Genomic DNA, 19,205 nt, shown 5'->3' with positions numbered 1-19,205 from the left:
ATGGCTAAACAAAAGTATTATGTCGTATGGGAAGGAAAAGTTCCGGGAATTTACAAGACCTGGGCGGAATGTCAAGCGGTGACCAATGGCTATCCGCAGGCGAAATTCAAGGCGTATGAGAGTGAGGCCGAAGCTCAAGCGGCGTTGAAGCGTGGCTGGAAAGCCTCTTTCGCCGCCTCATCTAAGGCTGCTGCTGCGTCTTCCGCCGGTGCAGCGCAGCGCGGTTCGGAGAGAGCCAGAGCAGCGAAAGGCAGCAAATCGTCCGAGCAAGTAGTGCTGGACAGCATCTCTGTCGATGTAGGGAGCAAAGGCAACCCCGGATTGGTGGAATACAAGGGAGTGGACACGCGAACAGGAAAGGTCATTTTTCAGCATCCGCCGATCGCTAAGGGAACCAATAATTTAGGTGAGTTCCTTGCCATCGTTCATGCTCTCGCTTATTTAAAGCAAAAGGGAAGCTCAATGACCATTTACAGCGACTCCGTTACCGCCATCAGTTGGGTACGCAAAAAGGCGGTGGCAACGAACCTGCCTCGCGATGAGTCTACCAAGGAGATATGGGCGCTGGTTGACCGGGCCCTGGCTTGGCTGCACAATAACAGCTACAGCAATCCAATCCTGAAGTGGGATACTAAGGCGTGGGGCGAGATCAAGGCCGATTACGGCAGAAAGTGACGCGTGCGCCGGCAGCAGCAGCGCTAACTGAGCAAATAATAGTATGATAAAGCATGAAAGAGAATAACAATGATAATCAGGCCCTGCGTGACTGACAACGGAATTACAATATGTGAAAAATCCTCTCCAACCGTTTATAATCGATGACAGTGTACATCGGACCCCGGCGATCCTGAGAGTGGAGAGCTAAAGAATAACAAACGGAATAGGAGAGGATTTTTCTTGTTTTTGCAACAGCTGAGACGGGGTTTCTTAGGGAATGTCCGAAATGATGTTCTGTCCGGCGTCACTGTGGCGTTGGCGTTAATCCCGGAAGCAATCGCTTTCTCAATTATGGCGGGCGTAGACCCTATGGTCGGATTGTACGCTTCCTTCACGATTGCCGTCACCATTTCGATCGTCGGCGGGCGTCCGGGCATGATTTCCGCCGCAACCGGAGCGATGGCTTCCCTGATGGGGCCGATCATCGTGCAATACGGTGTGGAGTATCTATTTGCGGCTACAATTTTAACTGGAATTTTACAATGGTTGCTCGGTGTACTTAAAGTTGGACGGTTCATTACATTTGTTCCGCAATCCGTGATTGTGGGCTTCGTCAATGCGCTCGCGATTATCATTTTCATGGCGCAGCTGCCCAACTTTGCCGGAGAATCGTGGCCGATGTACGCGATGGTTGCAGGTACTCTTGCTATTATTTATTTACTGCCTTTGCTGACGAAGGCTGTACCTTCGGCATTGACGGCGATTATTGTCATAACGTTGATCTCTGTTTTCTCGGGTGCAGATGTGCGCACAGTCGGCGATATGGGCAATATCCAGCAGGCGCTGCCTCTGTTCCATATTCCACAGATCGCCTGGAGCTTCGACACGCTCCTCCACCTGCTGCCTTATTCTTTGGCCTTGGCGGTAGTAGGGCTGACCGAGTCTCTCCTTACCGCGACCATCGTCGACGAAATGACGGAAACAAAAAGCGACAAAAACCGTGAGGTGCGCGGTCAGGGCATTGCCAATGTGATCACCGGATTTTTCGGCGGCATGGCGGGCTGTGCCATGATTGGTCAGACCGTAATCAACGTGAAATCGGGTGGAAGAACCAGACTATCGACGCTAGTCGCAGGGTTGTTCCTGTTGTTTTTGATCCTTGTGTTGGGTGACATTGTGAAGCGAATTCCTATGGCTGCTCTGGTGGGCGTCATGTTTATGGTGTCCATCGGAACCTTTGATTGGGGTTCGCTGAGGACGCTTGGCAAAATCCCGCGCAGTGATGCCGTGGTCATGGTATTGACGGTGGCTATCGTCGTGGCTACCTCCGATTTGGCTATCGGTGTCGTATCGGGTGTCATTCTGAGTTCGCTCAATTTCGGGTGGAAAATGGCCAGCCTGCGCTGCCGCACCACCATGGATACAGCCGGTCGGAAAACTTACCACGTCAGTGGGCAGCTGTTTTTCGGAACGATGACGCATTTCGTCGAGCTGTTCGACCATAATGCGGACCCCGGGCACATCGTGATCGATTTCAGCGGATCCCATGTTTGGGATCATTCGGCGATCACGGCGATATCGAAGGTGACACAGAAATACGCCGGCGTCGGCAAAACCGTCGACATCACCGGACTCAATCATGAAAGCCAACGTATCATAGATCAGATGGGTCTTTCCGGCACCTCCGCACATCAATGACTAGTTTAATCTCCGGTACTTCCGCATCTGAAATAATTAACTCCATCAGTTATTAGGCGGCCCTTGAACTCCGGGGCTGCCTGCGTTGTTTTGTTGACACCATTTTTCCACACGAAGAACGAGAGGTTTATACGGCATGACACTTTGGGGAACTACGGGTAACGCTGCAGCGATCATTGTGGGCGCTTTGCTGGGACTTATATTTCATCGAATGAGCCCGGGAATCCGGAGCACTGTCGTGCAGGGGATCGGTATTGCGCTTCTGGTGCTGGGTGTGTCGATGGCGTTGAAGTCATCGAATTTTTTATTGGTGGTAGCAAGTCTGGTTATTGGAGGCGTGATAGGCGAGCTGCTGCAAGTTGAGCGCATGCTCGACAGACTGGGCGTACTTCTGGAACGCGTGGTGAATGCGATGATGAGACTGCTGTCCAGGCGAGGCTCCACAGCTCATCCTGTGAAAAATGAACGGGGGCGAATTGCCGCCGGGTTCGTGAATACGACACTCATTTATTGCGTGGGTGCGATGGCTATTTTGGGCGCTTTGGATGGAGGACTTCGGGGTGCCCATGACATTTTGTACACAAAGGCGATGCTCGATGGATTTTTATCCATCATATTTGCTTCCACGCTAGGCGTTGGGGTTATGTTTTCGGCGCTTCCCGTATTTGTGTATCAAGGCAGCATTGCTCTGGCTGCGTCTGGGATCGCTGCCATCATAGAGCAGCGGTTGCTTAATGCCATCATTACTGAAATTACAGCAGTCGGCGGCATTCTTATCATCGGTCTCGGCTTGAATCTGTTGGAGATCAGGCAAATCAATGTTGCCAATCTGCTCCCATCCGTATTGGTAGCAGCCCTGGCGGTGCCTTTTGTGCAATCGCTGACGGCGCTTTGGGCGGGCGGTTAAAGTCACAAAACTTCAGCATGAGTTGGATCACCTTATGAACTTCATCCGGGTGATTTTTTTAATAACAATTCAGGCACTTTGGCTGCATCCATATTATGGTGTAATACCTGGTGCAGGCCAGACCTTGTTTGGACAAAGCTTGCTTGTCACAACGTCATGAAGCTGACGGTTTTAAAAAAAAGCTTGTGAGGAGGGGTGAAGCCGTGTCTTTTATTAGGAGATTGTCGTGGTTTTTTCAGCAGCGCTGGAAGAACTACGCGGTCGCCATCGCACTGATGACGGCGGTTAGTAGTTTAAGCATTATCCCGCCAAGGATGGTAGGTAACGTCATTGACCAGATACGCACCGGCACGCTGGACGCTCAAGGTTTAACGCAAAGTGTTCTTTTGCTCGTGTGTCTTGGCGTTGTTATCTATGGCTTGTCGTTTGCGTGGGTGACCGCTTTGTTTGGTAACTCCATTCTGCTAGAGCGTGTACTGAGGGGAAGATTATTGGAGCATCTCACCAAAATGGCACCTTCCTTCTTCCAACGCAACAGTACCGGGGAATTGATGGCGTTGGCCACAAATGATGTGCTGGCGATCAGCCAAACCGCAGGTTACGGGGTTATGACGCTGGTAAACACGCTCGTCGGTACCGCCGTTGTTCTAATCACCATGATTTCCTTGATTAGTTATAAGCTAATGCTCGCCGCTCTCATACCAATGCCTTTGTTGGTGGTCGTAATCAACCTGTTGGGAAAGCACACACGCAAAAGGTTTGTCGCGGCGCAGGCTGCGTTCGGCAAGATGAACGATCAAGCTTTGGAGTCGATCTCAGGGATGCGCGTGATCCGCTCTTACGTGCAGGAGGAGCATGATATTGCCGCGTTTGACAAAGTGACCCGAGATGTTATGGATAAAAACAGGAGGGTGGCCGCCGTCAACGCGCTGTTTCATCCGGCCATAGCGCTGATTGTCGGCTTAAGCTATGCCATAGGGATCGGATATGGAGCGTACATGGTGTTTCATAATGAGATCTCGCTCGGGCAGTTGGTTTCTTTCAACATATACCTCGGCATGCTGATTTGGCCGATGATTGCTTTCGGCGAATTTATCAACGTGCTGCAGCGGGGTACGGCCTCGGTTGAGCGGTTGTCCACTGCATTTGTTCAGGCACCCGACGTACAGGATGCACCCCACACAGTGGACGTGGAGGCACCGGGGCAGATTATTATGAATCGGCTGAAGTTCCGATATCCTGGAGCGACTACCGACAGCCTCACGGATATCTCCTTTCAACTGGAGCGTGGGCAAACGCTTGGAATAGTGGGACGCACCGGCAGCGGCAAAAGCACTCTACTGAAGCAGCTGCTGCGGCAGTACCCGATTGCGCCGGAAAGCATGTTCATTTCGCAGGTGCCTATGGAACAAATCCCGGTCTCCCGCGTGCGGGGCTGGATTGGTTATGTGTCGCAGGAGCATTTGCTGCTATCGAAAACAATCCGTGAGAATATCGCCTTGGGTAAACCGGATGCATCTGATGATGAGATTTGGCGCGCGATTGAGTTAGCTTCTTTTACCAAGGACGTGGAGCAGCTGCCTGACGGGCTCGACACGGTGGTGGGCGAGAACGGGGTCATGCTCTCCGGAGGGCAAAAGCAGAGAGTCAGCATTGCACGCGCGCTGCTGATTGATCCTGAAATACTAATTCTTGATGACTCACTGTCGGCAGTGGATGCCCGGACGGAGAACCGCATACTAATGAATCTGCGCAGGGAGCGCGTAGGTAAAACCACATTTTTAGCGACACACCGCCTCTCCGCTGTCGCCCATGCAGATTGGATTGTGGTGCTGAGTGACGGCAGGATTGCGGAGGAAGGAACACATGAGCAGCTCATGCTGTTGGGCGGATGGTATAAGGAGCAGTTCGAGCGTCAGCAGACGGAAGCCGTCTTAATCGGAGGGGGAGAGAACGGGGAAGGAAGTGAATCATGAGGACAGCCAAACAAAAGGCAGCTAAACAAACGATTGCGCGGCGTTTGCTGGCTTACGCGATGCTGTACAAAACGCGGATAGCAGCGGCACTGCTGGTGCTCTGCTGCGCGGTAGCGGCTGAGCTCGCCGGCCCTTACATTGCGAAAACCATTATCGATAAGCATATCAGCAGTGTGCAACTGCCTTGGTACCAGGTAAGCGCGGACAATTTCCACGCGGAGGATGTCAAAGCAGTGCAACTCAGGGACAAAACGTACGTCAGAAGTGATTGGCTTGAGGACAACCGGGCGGCAGAGGCAGCTCTGGCAGCAGGGGCGGGGTCCGAGAAGTTAAAAGAGGTACGTTTCATGCAGTTGGACAGCGGGATGTACTTGATCGACAATGCCACGCGGTTTGATGGCAAATGGTCGCTGGTGCCGCACGCAGGCGCGGACTCCGAGTCTGATCAGGCAGTGGTGCAAGTACTGCGCATTACCGAGCAGGCTGAGCAATACCCAGCGACACGGCTAAGCGCCGGTGAAGTTGCAGCGTTGTATCAGTACGACGTAGGTGCGGTCATTCGCTGGTTGGCACTGTTCATCGGCCTGCTGCTGACGGCGAGCGTGCTGCATTATGTGCAGGCCTATACACTGCAGTCTACGGCTCTGCGCATCATTCAACGGATGCGGATGGATCTCATGCGTCACATCCAGGAGATCCCGCTGCGCTTTTTTGACAACACACCAATCGGGCAGGTGGTCTCCAGGATTGCTAATGATACCGAAGCGATCCGGGATCTTTTTATGAGTTTTATGGCCACATTCGTGGTCAGCACTATTAACATCATTGGTATTTATATCGCACTTCTGCTTTTGGATGTACGGCTCGCCTTAGTCACGCTGATTTTTATTCCGCTGTTTGCGGCGGTCATGTGGGTGCACTTGAAATATTCCAAACGATACATTACCGTAATGCGGGCAAGACTCAGTGATATGAATGCCATGATCAACGAATCCATCGCTGTGATGCCGATCCTTCAGGCTTTCCGGCAGGAGAAGGCACGGCTGCGCGAGTTCGAAGTGCTAAATGAGGACCGGTACCGCAACAATATCAAGCAAATTCGGTTGTTTTCTCTTTCCTCCCGGAATTTCACGGGTCTGGTAGGGTCATTGTTTACCGCCGCGACCATTTGGTATTTCGGCAGCACTTCACTGCAGACGGCTATATCTTTTGGCGTTCTGTATGCATTTATTGATTATTTGGGACGTTTATTCCAACCGATTATCGGCATTTTCGATCAACTTATGAATGCACAGCGTGCGGTAGTATCCGCAGAAAAGGTATTCTATCTGCTGGATCTGGAGGGACGTGAGCTGGAGGATGCACTGAGCACCTCCAAATCTAAAGGGCATGTCACATTCGACAACGTCAGCTTTGCCTACAATGAAGGAGAGCCGGTTCTGCGCGGCATTACGTTCGAGGCGAAAAAAGGCGAAACTGTGGCATTGGTTGGACATACGGGCTCTGGCAAGAGCTCAATTATGAACTTGCTGCTCGGGTTTTATGAACCAACCGCGGGGCAGATCCGTGTTGACGGCCGCAACATCTCCGAGATGTCGAAGCAGCAGCTGCGAAAGAATATGGGTATCGTACTGCAGGATCCGTTTCTGTTCGCCGGGGATATCAAGTTTAACGTTAGCTTGTATAATAAAGATATCGATGAACAAAAGGTGAAGCAGGCACTGGCCGATGTCGGTGCGGCTTCATTCATTGAACAGCTTCCGCATGGGTACGATGAGCCGGTCGTTGAGCGGGGCAGCACGCTATCCGCGGGGCAAAGGCAGCTGATTTCGTTTGCAAGGGCGCTCGCCTTCGATCCTGCGATTTTGATCCTGGACGAAGCGACTGCGAGCATCGACAGTGAGACCGAAGGCTTAATACAACAAGCCCTAAAAGTAGTTAGTGCGGGCAGAACGACCTTCGTGATAGCACACCGCTTATCTACCATCCGGGATGCCGATCTGATTCTTGTCCTGCATCGCGGTGAAATTGTAGAGCGCGGCAATCATCAGCAGCTGATGCAGCTGCAAGGCCGGTACTACAATATGTATCAGCTGCAAAAAGGCGCCGAAACTGTAGCAGAAAACGTTCGGTGATGTATGGCTGCCGCAGACCTGTCAGGGGCGGGGTCGTCCGCACAGAATAGGAATCTATGTAAAGGGGCACACAGCATGAAGATTGTTCGCAAGCGGTATGAAAATATGAATGGCGTCCGCCACGTCGGCGGCATAAATGATTTGCGCAAGTGGCGCAAGGAACGCAGGGCAAAGGTGAAGGACATGTCGTATACCGTGCCGATGTGTGAGGAGAGACAGGTAGAGCTGCTGCGTGACAATCAGGAGCTCACCACGATAACGTGGATCGGCCACTCTACATTTCTGATCCAGATGGCAGGTTTGAACGTGCTCACAGACCCTGTATGGGCAGAGCGGATGGGCCTGGAGAGGCGGCTTACACCGCCGGGTCTCAGCGTCCGGGAGCTGCCGCGTATCGACGTGGTGCTGCTGTCGCACAGCCACTACGATCATATGGATATGCGCAGCCTGCGCGAATTTAAGGCTGCGCACCTATTCGTGCCGGAAGGGCTCGGCAGTAAGCTGCGCGCGCGAGGGTTCGCTCGGGTGACAGAGATGAGCTGGTGGGACCGGGAGCAGCTTGGCGGGCTCGAGCTGCATTTTGTGCCGGCGCAGCATTGGACACGCCGGACGCTGATTGATACCAACCGGTCACACTGGGGCGGTTGGGTTCTGCAGCCCGCAGCGCGCAGTGAGGAGCGGGCGGCGGTGTATTTTGCCGGGGACAGCGGCTATTTCCCCGGCTTTAAGATGATCGGTGAGCGCTTCGCAATCCGATACGCTCTGCTGCCGATCGGCGCGTACGAGCCGGAGTGGTTTATGAGCGCTCAGCACGTTACGCCGGAGGAGGCGGTGCAGGCGTTCGAGGATGTGCAAGGGGAGATCTTCGTCCCCATGCACTACGGCACTTTCCGGCTGGCAGACGACACTCCCCGTGAAGCGCTGGACCGGCTGTTGGCCGAATGGGAACGGCGGAAGCTGCCGGGTGACGCCCTGCGTATGCTCAAGCTCGGGGAGACGTTGATGTAGCTCTGTGCAGGCGGCGCAATGCTAGTCGCCAGACAGTGTTGGCATGCCTGGCAGTGACCACCCACGGGCCGTTTGGGCGCAGCTGGGGAGACGTTCAGCAGAACTGTTGGAGGTGCGGAGATGCAATCACGTGTGGGATATTTAATTATTGGTTTTTTATTACTATGTTTGAGTGGATATATCTTTTTTGATGCAATTTGGGCTCACTCAACCGTACCACTGGTAACATCACACGTCTTCGCTGTGTCAGTGCTGTTGCTCTCTTACAGTTATCTTCATCCTCAGTTTAAAAAGAAAGATGAAAGAATGAAAATAATACGGGAAAAAGGCATGCATTATTCCTTTCTTGTATTGATGCTGTATTTTATTATTTTTGTCGTGTTACTTAGCGCTAACATCGTTAGCTTAACTGCTATTGCAGTAGTTCAAATTCTAATATCTCTTACTATAATCACTGTCGCTCTTTGCATGGTCATCTTATCCAAAATTTATTAATTGGGAGCAGAATGAAAATGAAGTTAGTGCTGCACCCCCATGGGAGGCAGCGCTGAGTTCGCTGCGCCGACCGCGTTTGTCAAATCCAGACAGTTCGATCACAGCTGGGGGGCACGTTGAGCGGGTCCATTGATCGTGTTCAACTCTCGATTGACGCAAGTGACGCGCGGCCACTGTCAGCTGAGCTTAGCGTTGGTGCCACGGTAGCACTTTCAACTTCTGCGGTTCTGTTAGCACCCTGAAACAGTTGGTTTCGTCCATCTCTACACACAAAATTTCCTGGGAAAAAAAGGCATCACCCTACCTCGGAACAGCCGGGTAGGCAAAAAAAGCATCGCCCTATCTCGGAACAGCCGGGTAGAGTGATGCTTTTCTGCGTTTATGCGCTGATTGCGGCAGATTCAGGTGGATTGCGATCTACGAGTCATTTGCTGCCACACCGATCCTTCCGCGGCATGACCGCCTTCGATGCGCTCGATGGCCATTTTGATCTGCATGCGAACCTCGAACTCAGGCTCATCCTCAGCTTCATGCAGAGCGGGTAGAGCTTCCTGGTCGCCTACTTCATATAGGAAACGGGCTGCACGCCAACGCACTAGCTTGTTTGGATCCTGCAATGCTTTAACCATCGCAGGCGCCGCCGCGGGATCTCCGATGTCCGACAGCGTATCTCCGGCCGTGCGTCGCACGGAAACAGAACTATCCTCGAGCGCTCGGTACAGGTATGGCAGCACCTCGGGTTCTTTCACGTCACCTAAATACACCGTGGCCAGCCGACGGACAGACGACTTTTCATCGTTCAGAGCGTCAACTAGCAGCGGGACGGTCTCCGCTGACGGCTTGACCTGCTGCAGCGCGGCATATCGCCGCTTCCATTCGGGGGCGGCCAACTCCTGCTGCAGCTCGGCTGGGCTCAGAGCGACACGGCCCGCTGATCTCACCGCAGCGGCGCCTTCCACCGCGCCGCCCAATTGCTGCTGTGCCTGCTCAACCAACTGCTGCAGACGTTCCTCATCGTAGGTGGCGTCTAACTCCTGGGTGACCTCGTCCAGCACCTCCTGAAGCTCGCCGTAGCGGATACCCCAATCTTCCAGCGACCGCTCCTTAATCAGGTTGGGGGATGCTGCAGCAGCCCGGACGGCGGCTTCGCTGAAGCGCTCCGGCATAGCGGCGCGAAGCTGTTCGGTCCCGCTTTGGACACGCACCTGCAACGGGATGCCGCGAAAGTGCTGAAGCAGCACTTGAACTTCACCAAAGTGTGCAGCACTCTCAGCCGCGGCCTCGCCTAGAGCAGCAGGGGCGTCATGCGCAACAGCCGCGTCGCCGCCTAGTACTTCCCGCACTTGCGCGAGGATAGGCTGCCAATCCGCTTTGGCCGTGCGGTCTACCGCGATGAAATCGGCAGCGTGATACACGCTTCTCACGCCATCGATCTGCAGCAGCTCTGTAATGAACGCCGGCGTATGGGGCTTGCCTGCATGGTCTTTATCATACGTAACTCTAACTCCTTCAGGCAGTCGTTCATCTAACTGCACCCGCATCGTGTTAGGGCTTGGTGTCGGTTCTATAGATACAATTTTCATGATCGATCGCACCTTTCTATGAAAAAAAGACCAATCGCCGTTACGGCGGTACCGGTCTTTTATCCATTTTATCAATTTTGCCTCGGACAGTCACATCTTAGTCCTTGTCAACAAGATTCCGGTGCAGATAATTGTCGTCCAAAGTCTTGGTCAAGTCAAATACGGTATGTGCTAGATCCAAGTTTTCAAACACGTGCTCGCACTGGTCTTTATATGCCATTTCTTCTTCATAGTGTGACATGTAACGCTGGATCAACTCCGGGGAATCACCGCGCTCCTGCTCGCGCTTCTGGATGGTGTCACGGTCTGCGTAAATGAAGATACGTACGGCTTGCGTTCCATACTGCTGCTTCACGGCATCGGCGCCAAAACGGTTAAGAATCAAGTATACCGCCCCGTATTTTTGCAATGTCCGAGCAATATCCTGCTCCTTCACTCCGTATAAATTACCGTCAATCTCAATGACCTCGACAAATTCGTTGTTCTGCTGAGCGGCGATAAAATTTTCACGCGTAGTAAAATGATAGTCCTGACCATCTACTTCCGCTGATCGAGGTGGTCTAGTCGTGTACGAAATAACCTGCTTAACACCAAGTGTACTGCCTGACATTTGGGCAACAGTTCTACGGCCTGCGCCGTTAGGTCCGGTAAAAATAAAAATGACGTCATTCGCGTTTAATTCGTACATGGATGCCCTCCTTGGTTTTGGAAGTTGGAAACCGGTTTCTTCCTACATTTTACATGCTTTACCATGTCGGGTAAAGGTGTCTTGGTCATGAAGTACCGTTCGGCGGCCAATAGTGTGTGAACCGGCATGCGCCGAGAGCCCAGCCACGCCGTTCGCGTGGCTGGCTCACCGGCCCCGGCGGCCTCGACCGCCGCCCTTGCGCTCGCCGCGTGCGCCACCGCCAGCTCCCGCGCCGCGTGCGCCTTCGGCTCTGCGTGCCCCGCGCCCTGCCGCCGCTTCTCTCGCCGCCCGCAGCGCCTCCCGCTTCGTGGTCCACTCGCCGTCGTCGCCGCCGCGCCTCGCGCCTGCGGCCCCGCGCGCGCCAGCCGCCGCCCGTCCGCGCTCACCGCGCGCCGTGCCATCGCGCCTCGCGCCTGCGGCCCCGCGAGCGCCAGCTGCCGCCCGTCCGCGCTCACCGCGCGCCGTGCCGTCCGCGGCGCCATCGCGCCTCACGCCTGCGGCCCCGCGAGCGCCGGCTGCCGCCCGTCCGCGCTCACCGCGCGCCGTGCCGTCCGCGGCGCCATCGCGCCTCGCGCCTGCGGCCCCGCGAGCGCCGGCTGCCGCCCGTCCGCGCTCACCGCGCGCCGTGCCGTCCGCGGCGCCGTCGCGCCTCGCGCCTGCGGCCCCGCGCGCGCCAGCCGCCGCCCGTCCGCGCTCACCGCGTGCCGTGCCGTCCGCCGCGCCATCGCGCCTCGCGCCTGCGGCCCCGCGAGCGCCGGCTGCCGCCCGTCCGCGCTCACCGCGTGCCGCCCCGCGCCGGCCGCGGCCTGCAGCCCTCTCGCCGCGCGTGCTCAAGTCGACCGGGCTCTCCGCCGCCGGCCGTCTGCGCTCGGCCCCGCCGCGTCCGCTTGTTCTCGCTTCGCTGAGCTCGCCATCCGCTTTCATCGTCCGCCGCGGCAGCTCCGCATTGATGCCGCGCTCGATCTCGGCAAGCGCTCCTTGGTCGCGCGGGGTCACCATCGTCACCGCCATACCTCTCTGTCCGGCTCGTCCGGTACGGCCTATACGGTGGATATAGCTCTCCACATCATGGGGCATATCGTAGTTGAACACGTGGGTGATTCCTTCAACATCCAATCCGCGAGCGGCAATGTCGGTAGCTACCAGCAGTTGGATTTTGGCATCACGGAACCGTTTCATCACTTGTTCACGCTTCGCTTGTGTGAGATCGCCGTGCAGCTCATCGGAAGCATAGCCGGCTTCCTGCAGCGCTTGATTCAGCTTCGAAGCCCGCAGCTTCGTCCGGCAAAAAATCATCGCCAAAAACGGCCGGTACTCCTCAAGCAGTCTAAACAAAGCCTCTTGCTTGCCGCGGTCCGTCGTTTTAACAGCGATCTGTTCGATCTCCGTCAGCGTGATCTGTTTGGACTTTACTTTGATTTCCTCCGGTTGTTTCATGTAACCTTTCGCCAGATTGCGAATGGGTCCCGGCATGGTGGCCGAGAATAACAACGTCTGTCTCTTAGGTGATGTTTGGATGATAATATCTTCGACCTCCTGCAGAAAACCCATGTGCAGCATTTGGTCCGCTTCATCGAGTACCAGCGTTGACAAGCGCTGTAGATTCACGGTGCCTCTGCGGAGATGATCCAGCAGACGTCCCGGAGTAGCGATGATCATGTGCACTGACCCTTCCAGCTGCTTCAGCTGGCGCTCAACATCCTGTCCGCCGTAAGCAGCAAGCACACGCACCCCTTTCATCGGGGCCCATTTGCGTACTTCGCCTGCGATCTGGATGGCCAGCTCACGGGTGGGAGTCACGATCAGCGCCTGCGTGTAATCTTTTGTCTCCTCGATACTTTCGAGAATCGGAAGCACGAACGCCAGCGTCTTGCCCGTGCCTGTTTGGGCCTGAGCAATAACATCTGCGCCCGATAGTATGACCGGAATTGCTTCCTTTTGTATAGGTGTGGGCTGGGTATAGCCGTGTTGCCTTAACGCCTCCGCCATCTGTTCGTCGATGCCAAGAGCGGCGAATAAATTTGATTTCATTATAGCTAATCTCCTCATCTACCAATTCATTCCACGAAGTAGTATAAGCAGCGGAACAGAATTCTACTGGATCTATATGTTCCGGTACTGCTGTCGCCCTAATCCCCATAGTTCTACCTGCATTCTACAGGAAGCGTGAGGAAAAAGAAACCGGCCATGCCGCAGCGGTCGCTCATCACATTGCAGCTATATAATTAAGGAAAGAACAGAGAACGGTATACCACATTCATCCAGCATCACGCCGGTTCAGCGGCATCGAAATAAAGCTGCTCTCCAAATCTTTTTTCCATAATTATCACGCAAAGTTCAAATCCAAAAGACATAAATCCAACTGGCCGAAATTATATTTTGAAAGTGTTTAATTTCTATAAATAGGATTCATTAAATGGGGGTAATTATACGTGTTCGAAGGTCCTATTTTAATGTCTGATAGAGGCGATTATTAGAGCCAGAATTCCCTGCGCGAACGTCGAAAAACCTAAGCAAACCGAGGATTGAGAACAATTTGTGAACTTCACGAGATTCATTGACAAAATTCAAGTGCCTAATTATAGTTAATATGGTAATTAGGTTCATTGACAATATATGACCTTTTGTTCGAAAAATATTAGCTTTAGAGGTGGGATTGATAAGATGAATCGATGGCAAAATCTGTGGCGTTTCATCCCTCTTTTCGGGTTGATGATGTTGCTTTTGACGGGGTGTGGAAGCGATACAATTTCCGCCCTAAAGCCAAGAGGTCCCGTTGCAAGAGACCAGCTGTTTTTGATGCAGCTGAGCTTAGGCATTATGGTCATCGTTGTCTTGGTTGTGTTCGCGATTTACATTTATGTGTTAATACGCTTCCGTAAGAAAAAGGGAGACAAAGACATCATTCCGAAGCAGGTGGAAGGCAGTCATACGCTTGAAATCATTTGGACAGTTATCCCAATCATCCTATTGCTTATTCTCGCTGTGCCGACGGTGAGCTACACTGTGAATTTGTCCGCCAATCACATTGAAAACAAGGAAGCGATTCACGTCAAAGTGACAGCGCATCAATTCTGGTGGCAGTTCGATTATCCGAAGCTGGGCATTGCAACGGCACAAGATCTCGTTATTCCTGTGAACAAAAAAATTGCACTGGAAATTACTTCTGCTGACGTGATTCACTCTTTTTGGGTACCCTCGCTGGCTGGTAAGCAAGACACTAACGTGGGCATGACCAACATTATGTATTTGGAAGCGGACGAAGCGGAAGTGTTCTTAGGTAAATGTGCTGAGCTTTGCGGCGACTCCCACGCTTTGATGGATTTCAAAGTTGTATCGAAATCCGAAGCAGACTTTAATGCCTGGGTAGAGGACATGAAGACGCCTGTCGCGATTCCTGCTGAAGCCAAGGCTGGTGAACAAGTGTTTAAAGACAACTGCTTGTCCTGTCATGCAGTGAGTGCGGATGGGCTCGGATTCGGTCCGAACCTGAACGGATTTGCCAAGCGTGAGATGATCGCGGGTGTCATGCCGCGCGGTGCAGAGAACGACCGGAACTTGCATGCTTGGATCGTAAATCCGCAGGAAGTGAAACCGGATACGCAGATGCCGCCGGTACCTTTGCAGGAACAGCAGGTTAACGATCTTATTAAATACTTGAATGCATTGAAATAATGCACATCTTGGTGAAAAGGAGGTAAACACGTTGGCTCACGCTCATACTCGAAAGCATTACACCGGATTAATGGATTGGTTGACAACAGTTGACCACAAAAAGATCGGTATCCTGTATCTGATTTTCGGTGGTTTTTTCTTTCTGCTCGGCGGTTTGGAAGCGGTACTGATCCGTATACAACTAATGTATCCAGATAATGAACTTTTTATTGGCAATACTTTTAACGAATTGACAACCATGCACGGCACAACGATGATCTTCTTTGCCGCGATGCCGCTGATTTTCGCCTTTATGAATGCGATTGTACCGCTGCAAATCGGCGCGCGCGACGTAGCGTTTCCTTTTGTAAACGCGTTAGGGTTATGGCTGTTTGTGTTCGGAGGCATCATGCTCAACGTGAGCTGGTTTTTGGGCGGTGCTCCGGCGGCCGGTTGGACAGCTTATGCACCTCTATCCTCCATTATCGATCCTTCGGGAAATTCGCATGGTGTCGACTTCTACGTGCTGGGACTCCAAATCTCCGGTCTCGGTACGTTAATCGGAGGGATTAACTTCCTGGTGACGATCATCAACATGCGTGCGCCAGGTATGACATACATGAGGATGCCTCTGTTCACTTGGACGGCGTTTATCACTTCCGCTCTGATCCTGTTCGCGTTTCCCGCGATCACCGTGGGCTTGGTTCAATTAATGTTCGACCGGTTGTTCGAAGGAGCTTTCTTCGATGTGTCGAAGGGCGGTAACCCGGTGCTGTGGCAGCACATATTCTGGATTTTCGGGCATCCTGAGGTTTACATCCTGATTTTGCCTGCATTCGGTATTATCTCTGAAATTGTTTCTACGTTCTCCAGAAAGCGTCTGTTTGGTTACAGCTCTATGGTATTTGCAACAGCGTTGATCGGTTTCCTGGGTTTCATGGTCTGGGTTCACCATATGTTTGCTGTAGGTATCGGGGCTGTAGGTAACTCGATCTTCTCGATCGCGACCATGGCCATTGCAGTGCCGACCGGCGTAAAGATCTTTAACTGGTTATTTACACTGTGGGGAGGTCAAATTACTTTCTCCACGGCAAATATTTTTGCAACGGCATTTATTCCTACATTCGTTATGGGCGGTACGACAGGAGTTATGCTCGCGGTACCCGCAGCAGACTTCCAATATCATGACACATATTTCGTTGTAGCTCACTTCCACTACGTAATCGTGGGTGGTTTGGTGCTCGGCTTGTTCGCCGGCATGTATTACTGGTGGCCAAAAATGTTCGGCCGCATGCTCAACGAGACTCTGGGCAAAATCCATTTTTGGACGTTCTTTATCGGCTTCCATTTAACATTCTTCCCTCAGCATTTCTTGGGATTGATGGGTATGCCACGCCGCGTGTTTACATATCAGCCTGGCGTCGGCTTAGAAGAGGGTAACCTTATCAGTACAATAGGCGCTTTCTTGATGGGTATCGGAACTATCGTATTCCTGATCAATGTTATTTCAACGCAGCGTAAGCCGCAAAATGCACCTGCAGATCCTTGGGACGGACGTACTCTGGAATGGGCTATTCCGTCGCCTGCACCTGAGTATAACTTCAAACAAACTCCACTGGTACGCGGCTTGGATCCGCTGTGGAAGGAGAAGATGGCGGGCAACAAAGAGATGACGCCGGCGGAGCCAATCGGTTCTATTCATATGCCGAATCCATCGATCCTCCCGTTGATTTTCTCGGTTGGCTTCTTCATAGCGGGCTTTGGCTTCATGTATCATGAATACCTGGTTGTAGCGGTAGGTATGGGCTTGTTGTTCGGTTCCATGTTCCTGAGATCGATTAACGATGATCCTGGCTTCCATATCGAGCCGGAAGAACTTGAAGAAAAGGGGGTTAAGGCATGAGTGCACATCACGAAGCAGGTGGCGCCTTGCCACCTCACGCGGAAACCGCGACGTTGGAAGGCAAGAATAAAGTACTTGGTTTCTGGTTATTCCTCGGCGGAGAATGCGTGTTGTTCGGTATGCTTTTCGCCTCCTTTATCGCACTGCGTAATCAAGTGCCGGACGGCCCGACGGGTCAGGAGATATTCCAATTAGGTCTGGTTGCTTTGTCTACGTTCATTTTGCTGACAAGTTCGCTGACCAGTGTGTTCGGTACCATGGCTTTACACCGTGGCGATTTGAAAAAGCTGAACATGTGGATGATTATCACCGTGCTGCTCGGTTTGAGCTTTTTAGCTCTCGAAATTTATGAATTCGTTCATTATGTGCATGAAGGGCATGTATTCTCCAAGAGCGCGTTCGCGACCTCGTTCTACACGTTGGTTGGCTTCCATGGTGCGCACGTCGCGTTTGGTATAGTGTGGATCACGCTATTGGTCATCTCCTCTATGAAGAAAGGGCTCACGGTTGTGACAGCACCTAAGTATTATGTGGCTGGGTTGTACTGGCACTTTATCGACGTCGTATGGGTATTTATTTTCACCGTCGTGTACTTGATGGGGAAGGTGGGACCGTAAATGAGCAGCCAACAACATACTTCAAATGCCGGCGGGCGGCATAAGCTGGAAGGCCCTAGAAATCACTACGTGTCATACATTATTTCGATCATATTAACCATGCTCGCTTTTGCAGCAGTGTTGTATGGGGGATTGGACCGCAGCTTTCTAATTTTGTTCATGGTTGGATTAGCGATCGTTCAGATCATCTTCCAATTGGCATACTGGATGCACATGAAGGATAAAGGACACCTCATGCCAATCGTTGGCTTACTGTTCGGTGGTTTCGTGGCCTTGACGGGAGTAGCTGCTGCAGTATACTGGATGTGGTGGTAATAGAAGAGGAGGCGGCTTTTATCTGAAAGCCCCTCTTTTTTTCATAGGGATTGCACTAATTTTCACAAATAACCAGTAATATCAAAATCTTGTAATTTCCTCAACTAGCATACAGAGGAAGGAGAGGTTAACATGAAGTCAGAGGCTACAGCGCATATGGGACACTTGGGCGATACGGCGGTCGGTGTTGGAGGCAATTTCGCGACGCTTTGGAGTCCAGCTTTGGCTCTTATATTGATAGTCATGGGATGGCTGTACGGGCTGACTGTTCATCGCTGGCGGCATCAATTTACTGATTCGTCTCCGGTGGGCGCGCGCGAGCAATTTTATTTTTACTCAGGGCTGCTGTTGTTTTATGTGGCTGAAGGCAGCCCTTTGAGCTATTATGCACATCACTACAGCTTCAGTGCGCATATGCTCCAGCAGTCGATATCCTATTTGATTGTGCCTCCGCTGCTGCTGTTAGGCACCCCGGGATGGCTGCTCCGCTCGCTATTTCAACATGCTGCCATGCAGCGTCTCATTAATGTTGCAGCGTCGCCGCTGGTCGCGTTATTCGTGTTCAACTTCATTTTTTCCTTTTACCATATACCGATGGTGATGGATACGTTGATGACGCATCCGCTGCTGCATTTCATGTATAACATTATTTTTCTGCTGGCTGCGTTTCAAATGTGGTTCCCTGTATTTTGCCCGCTGCCGGAGTATAATAAGATCAGCGACCTCCGGAAAATGGGATACATTTTCATTAATGGTATTCTGCTTACTCCAGCTTGCGCGCTGATTATCTTTGCCGGGAAACCGCTGTACGATTCATATGCGAACGTGCCGGAATCTTACCTGCTGTTGACGCTCGTGAACGATCAGCAGCTGGGCGGTGTCATTATGAAGATCGTGCAAGAAATCGTGTATGGCATTGCGTTGGGCTATGTGTTCTTTCGTTGGTATCGCAGAGAGCGGCAGCGTGATGAGGAAGAGGAGCTGGCTCATAGCATCCATGGATATTCTGCTTCGCAAGTGGACATCCACCGGATATAATAACTTTATTTTGATTGGTGGGAACAAAAATAATGCAAATTCTGCCTACGATTAGTACTACGTTTATCGTTATCAGTGCTATTTTTGTAGCGTTAGGCTGGGCGCAAATTATGAAGGGGAATCGCGAATCCCATCAAAAGCTTATGCTTTGGGGAGCCGGTTTCGCGCTGGCCTTTTTCATTGTGTATATGTCCCGAACGGTGTTCGTCGGTAACACCACATTCGGCGGACCGGAAGAACTGAAACTCGCATATCATGTATTTCTTATATTTCATATTGTACTCGCTACTACAGCAGCTGTGTTTGGAATCATTACGCTGCTTCATGCCTTTAACAAACGGTTTGCCAAGCACAAAAGGATAGGCCGTTGGACAGCCGTGATCTGGCTGCTGACAGCGCCAACCGGCGTGGCGGTGTACGTGCTGCTATACGTTCTGTATCCTGGTGGCGAGACGCGGCCGTTGATAGAGGCAATCCTAGGGACGTACTAGGGCACGAAAAAGAATGCACAGATCGCAAAAGCAGCAGGCA

General features: G+C 52.4%; 16 protein-coding genes. 13 read left to right on the top strand and 3 right to left on the bottom strand.

Features of this window, described 5'->3' with window-relative positions; all coding sequences use genetic code 11:
• The 7 genes from rnhA to CBW46_RS16630 all read left to right on the top strand — a co-directional run bounded on the left by rnhA (position 1) and on the right by CBW46_RS16630 (position 8,876).
• On the top strand, positions 1–675 hold the full coding sequence (rnhA, locus tag CBW46_RS16660; RefSeq protein WP_089201126.1) for a ribonuclease H: 675 nt from the start codon (positions 1–3) through the stop codon (positions 673–675).
• 222 nt (positions 676–897) lie between these two features.
• Positions 898–2,355, top strand: coding sequence for a SulP family inorganic anion transporter (locus tag CBW46_RS16655; protein ID WP_089201125.1), 1,458 nt, complete (start codon positions 898–900; stop codon positions 2,353–2,355).
• Positions 2,356–2,491: 136 nt separating this feature from the next.
• Positions 2,492–3,262, top strand: a complete 771-nt coding sequence (locus tag CBW46_RS16650; protein ID WP_089201124.1) for a DUF554 domain-containing protein — start codon at positions 2,492–2,494, stop codon at positions 3,260–3,262.
• A 203-nt stretch (positions 3,263–3,465) separates the two neighbouring features.
• Positions 3,466–5,238: an ABC transporter ATP-binding protein gene (locus tag CBW46_RS16645; RefSeq protein WP_089201123.1), complete on the top strand. Its 1,773-nt coding sequence runs from the start codon at positions 3,466–3,468 to the stop codon at positions 5,236–5,238.
• A complete protein-coding gene (locus CBW46_RS16640) occupies positions 5,235–7,373 on the top strand; it encodes an ABC transporter ATP-binding protein (RefSeq protein WP_089201122.1) in 2,139 nt (712 codons plus the stop codon). The genes CBW46_RS16645 and CBW46_RS16640 overlap by 4 nt, the downstream gene beginning before the upstream one ends.
• A gap of 75 nt (positions 7,374–7,448) precedes the next feature.
• Entirely contained in the window at positions 7,449–8,381 is a 933-nt protein-coding gene (locus CBW46_RS16635; RefSeq protein ID WP_089201121.1) for an MBL fold metallo-hydrolase, read from the top strand.
• Positions 8,382–8,501: 120 nt separating this feature from the next.
• Positions 8,502–8,876 (top strand): hypothetical protein, encoded by a 375-nt coding sequence (locus tag CBW46_RS16630; RefSeq protein WP_089201120.1) that lies wholly within the window; start codon positions 8,502–8,504, stop codon positions 8,874–8,876.
• Positions 8,877–9,277: 401 nt separating this feature from the next.
• On the opposite strand, the gene CBW46_RS16625 is transcribed toward CBW46_RS16630, so the two are convergent.
• The 3 genes from CBW46_RS16625 to CBW46_RS16615 all read right to left on the bottom strand — a co-directional run bounded on the left by CBW46_RS16625 (position 9,278) and on the right by CBW46_RS16615 (position 13,178).
• Positions 9,278–10,459: a conserved virulence factor C family protein gene (locus tag CBW46_RS16625; RefSeq protein WP_089201119.1), complete on the bottom strand. Its 1,182-nt coding sequence runs from the start codon at positions 10,457–10,459 to the stop codon at positions 9,278–9,280.
• Positions 10,460–10,556: 97 nt separating this feature from the next.
• Positions 10,557–11,147, bottom strand: coding sequence for a guanylate kinase (locus tag CBW46_RS16620; RefSeq protein WP_089201118.1), 591 nt, complete (start codon positions 11,145–11,147; stop codon positions 10,557–10,559).
• 165 nt (positions 11,148–11,312) lie between these two features.
• A complete protein-coding gene (locus CBW46_RS16615; RefSeq protein WP_089201117.1) occupies positions 11,313–13,178 on the bottom strand; it encodes a DEAD/DEAH box helicase in 1,866 nt (621 codons plus the stop codon).
• Between the two features lie 633 nt (positions 13,179–13,811).
• On the opposite strand from CBW46_RS16615, the gene coxB reads away from it, so the two are divergent.
• The 6 genes from coxB (at position 13,812) to CBW46_RS16585 (ending at position 19,165) form a co-directional block, all read left to right on the top strand.
• Positions 13,812–14,822, top strand: coding sequence for a cytochrome c oxidase subunit II (coxB, locus tag CBW46_RS16610; RefSeq protein ID WP_089201116.1), 1,011 nt, complete (start codon positions 13,812–13,814; stop codon positions 14,820–14,822).
• A gap of 70 nt (positions 14,823–14,892) precedes the next feature.
• On the top strand, positions 14,893–16,704 hold the full coding sequence (ctaD, locus tag CBW46_RS16605) for a cytochrome c oxidase subunit I (protein ID WP_207802310.1): 1,812 nt from the start codon (positions 14,893–14,895) through the stop codon (positions 16,702–16,704).
• A complete protein-coding gene (locus CBW46_RS16600) occupies positions 16,701–17,321 on the top strand; it encodes a cytochrome (ubi)quinol oxidase subunit III (protein ID WP_089201114.1) in 621 nt (206 codons plus the stop codon). The genes ctaD and CBW46_RS16600 overlap by 4 nt, the downstream gene beginning before the upstream one ends.
• Positions 17,322–17,636, top strand: coding sequence for a cytochrome C oxidase subunit IV family protein (locus tag CBW46_RS16595; protein ID WP_089201113.1), 315 nt, complete (start codon positions 17,322–17,324; stop codon positions 17,634–17,636). It begins immediately after the preceding gene.
• Positions 17,637–17,768: 132 nt separating this feature from the next.
• Complete coding sequence (locus tag CBW46_RS16590; RefSeq protein ID WP_243633360.1) at positions 17,769–18,674, top strand: cytochrome c oxidase assembly protein; 906 nt, start codon at positions 17,769–17,771, stop codon at positions 18,672–18,674.
• Between the two features lie 32 nt (positions 18,675–18,706).
• Complete coding sequence (locus CBW46_RS16585) at positions 18,707–19,165, top strand: DUF420 domain-containing protein (protein ID WP_089201112.1); 459 nt, start codon at positions 18,707–18,709, stop codon at positions 19,163–19,165.
• The last annotated feature ends 40 nt before the right edge of the window (positions 19,166–19,205 follow it).

Source organism: Paenibacillus xerothermodurans, assembly GCF_002220865.2.
In the GTDB taxonomy this organism is placed as follows: Bacteria; Bacillota; Bacilli; order Paenibacillales; family NBRC-103111; genus Paenibacillus_S; species Paenibacillus_S xerothermodurans.
The sequence above is the reverse complement of the archived record's forward strand: the minus strand, read 5'-3'. Positions and strand labels throughout refer to the sequence as shown.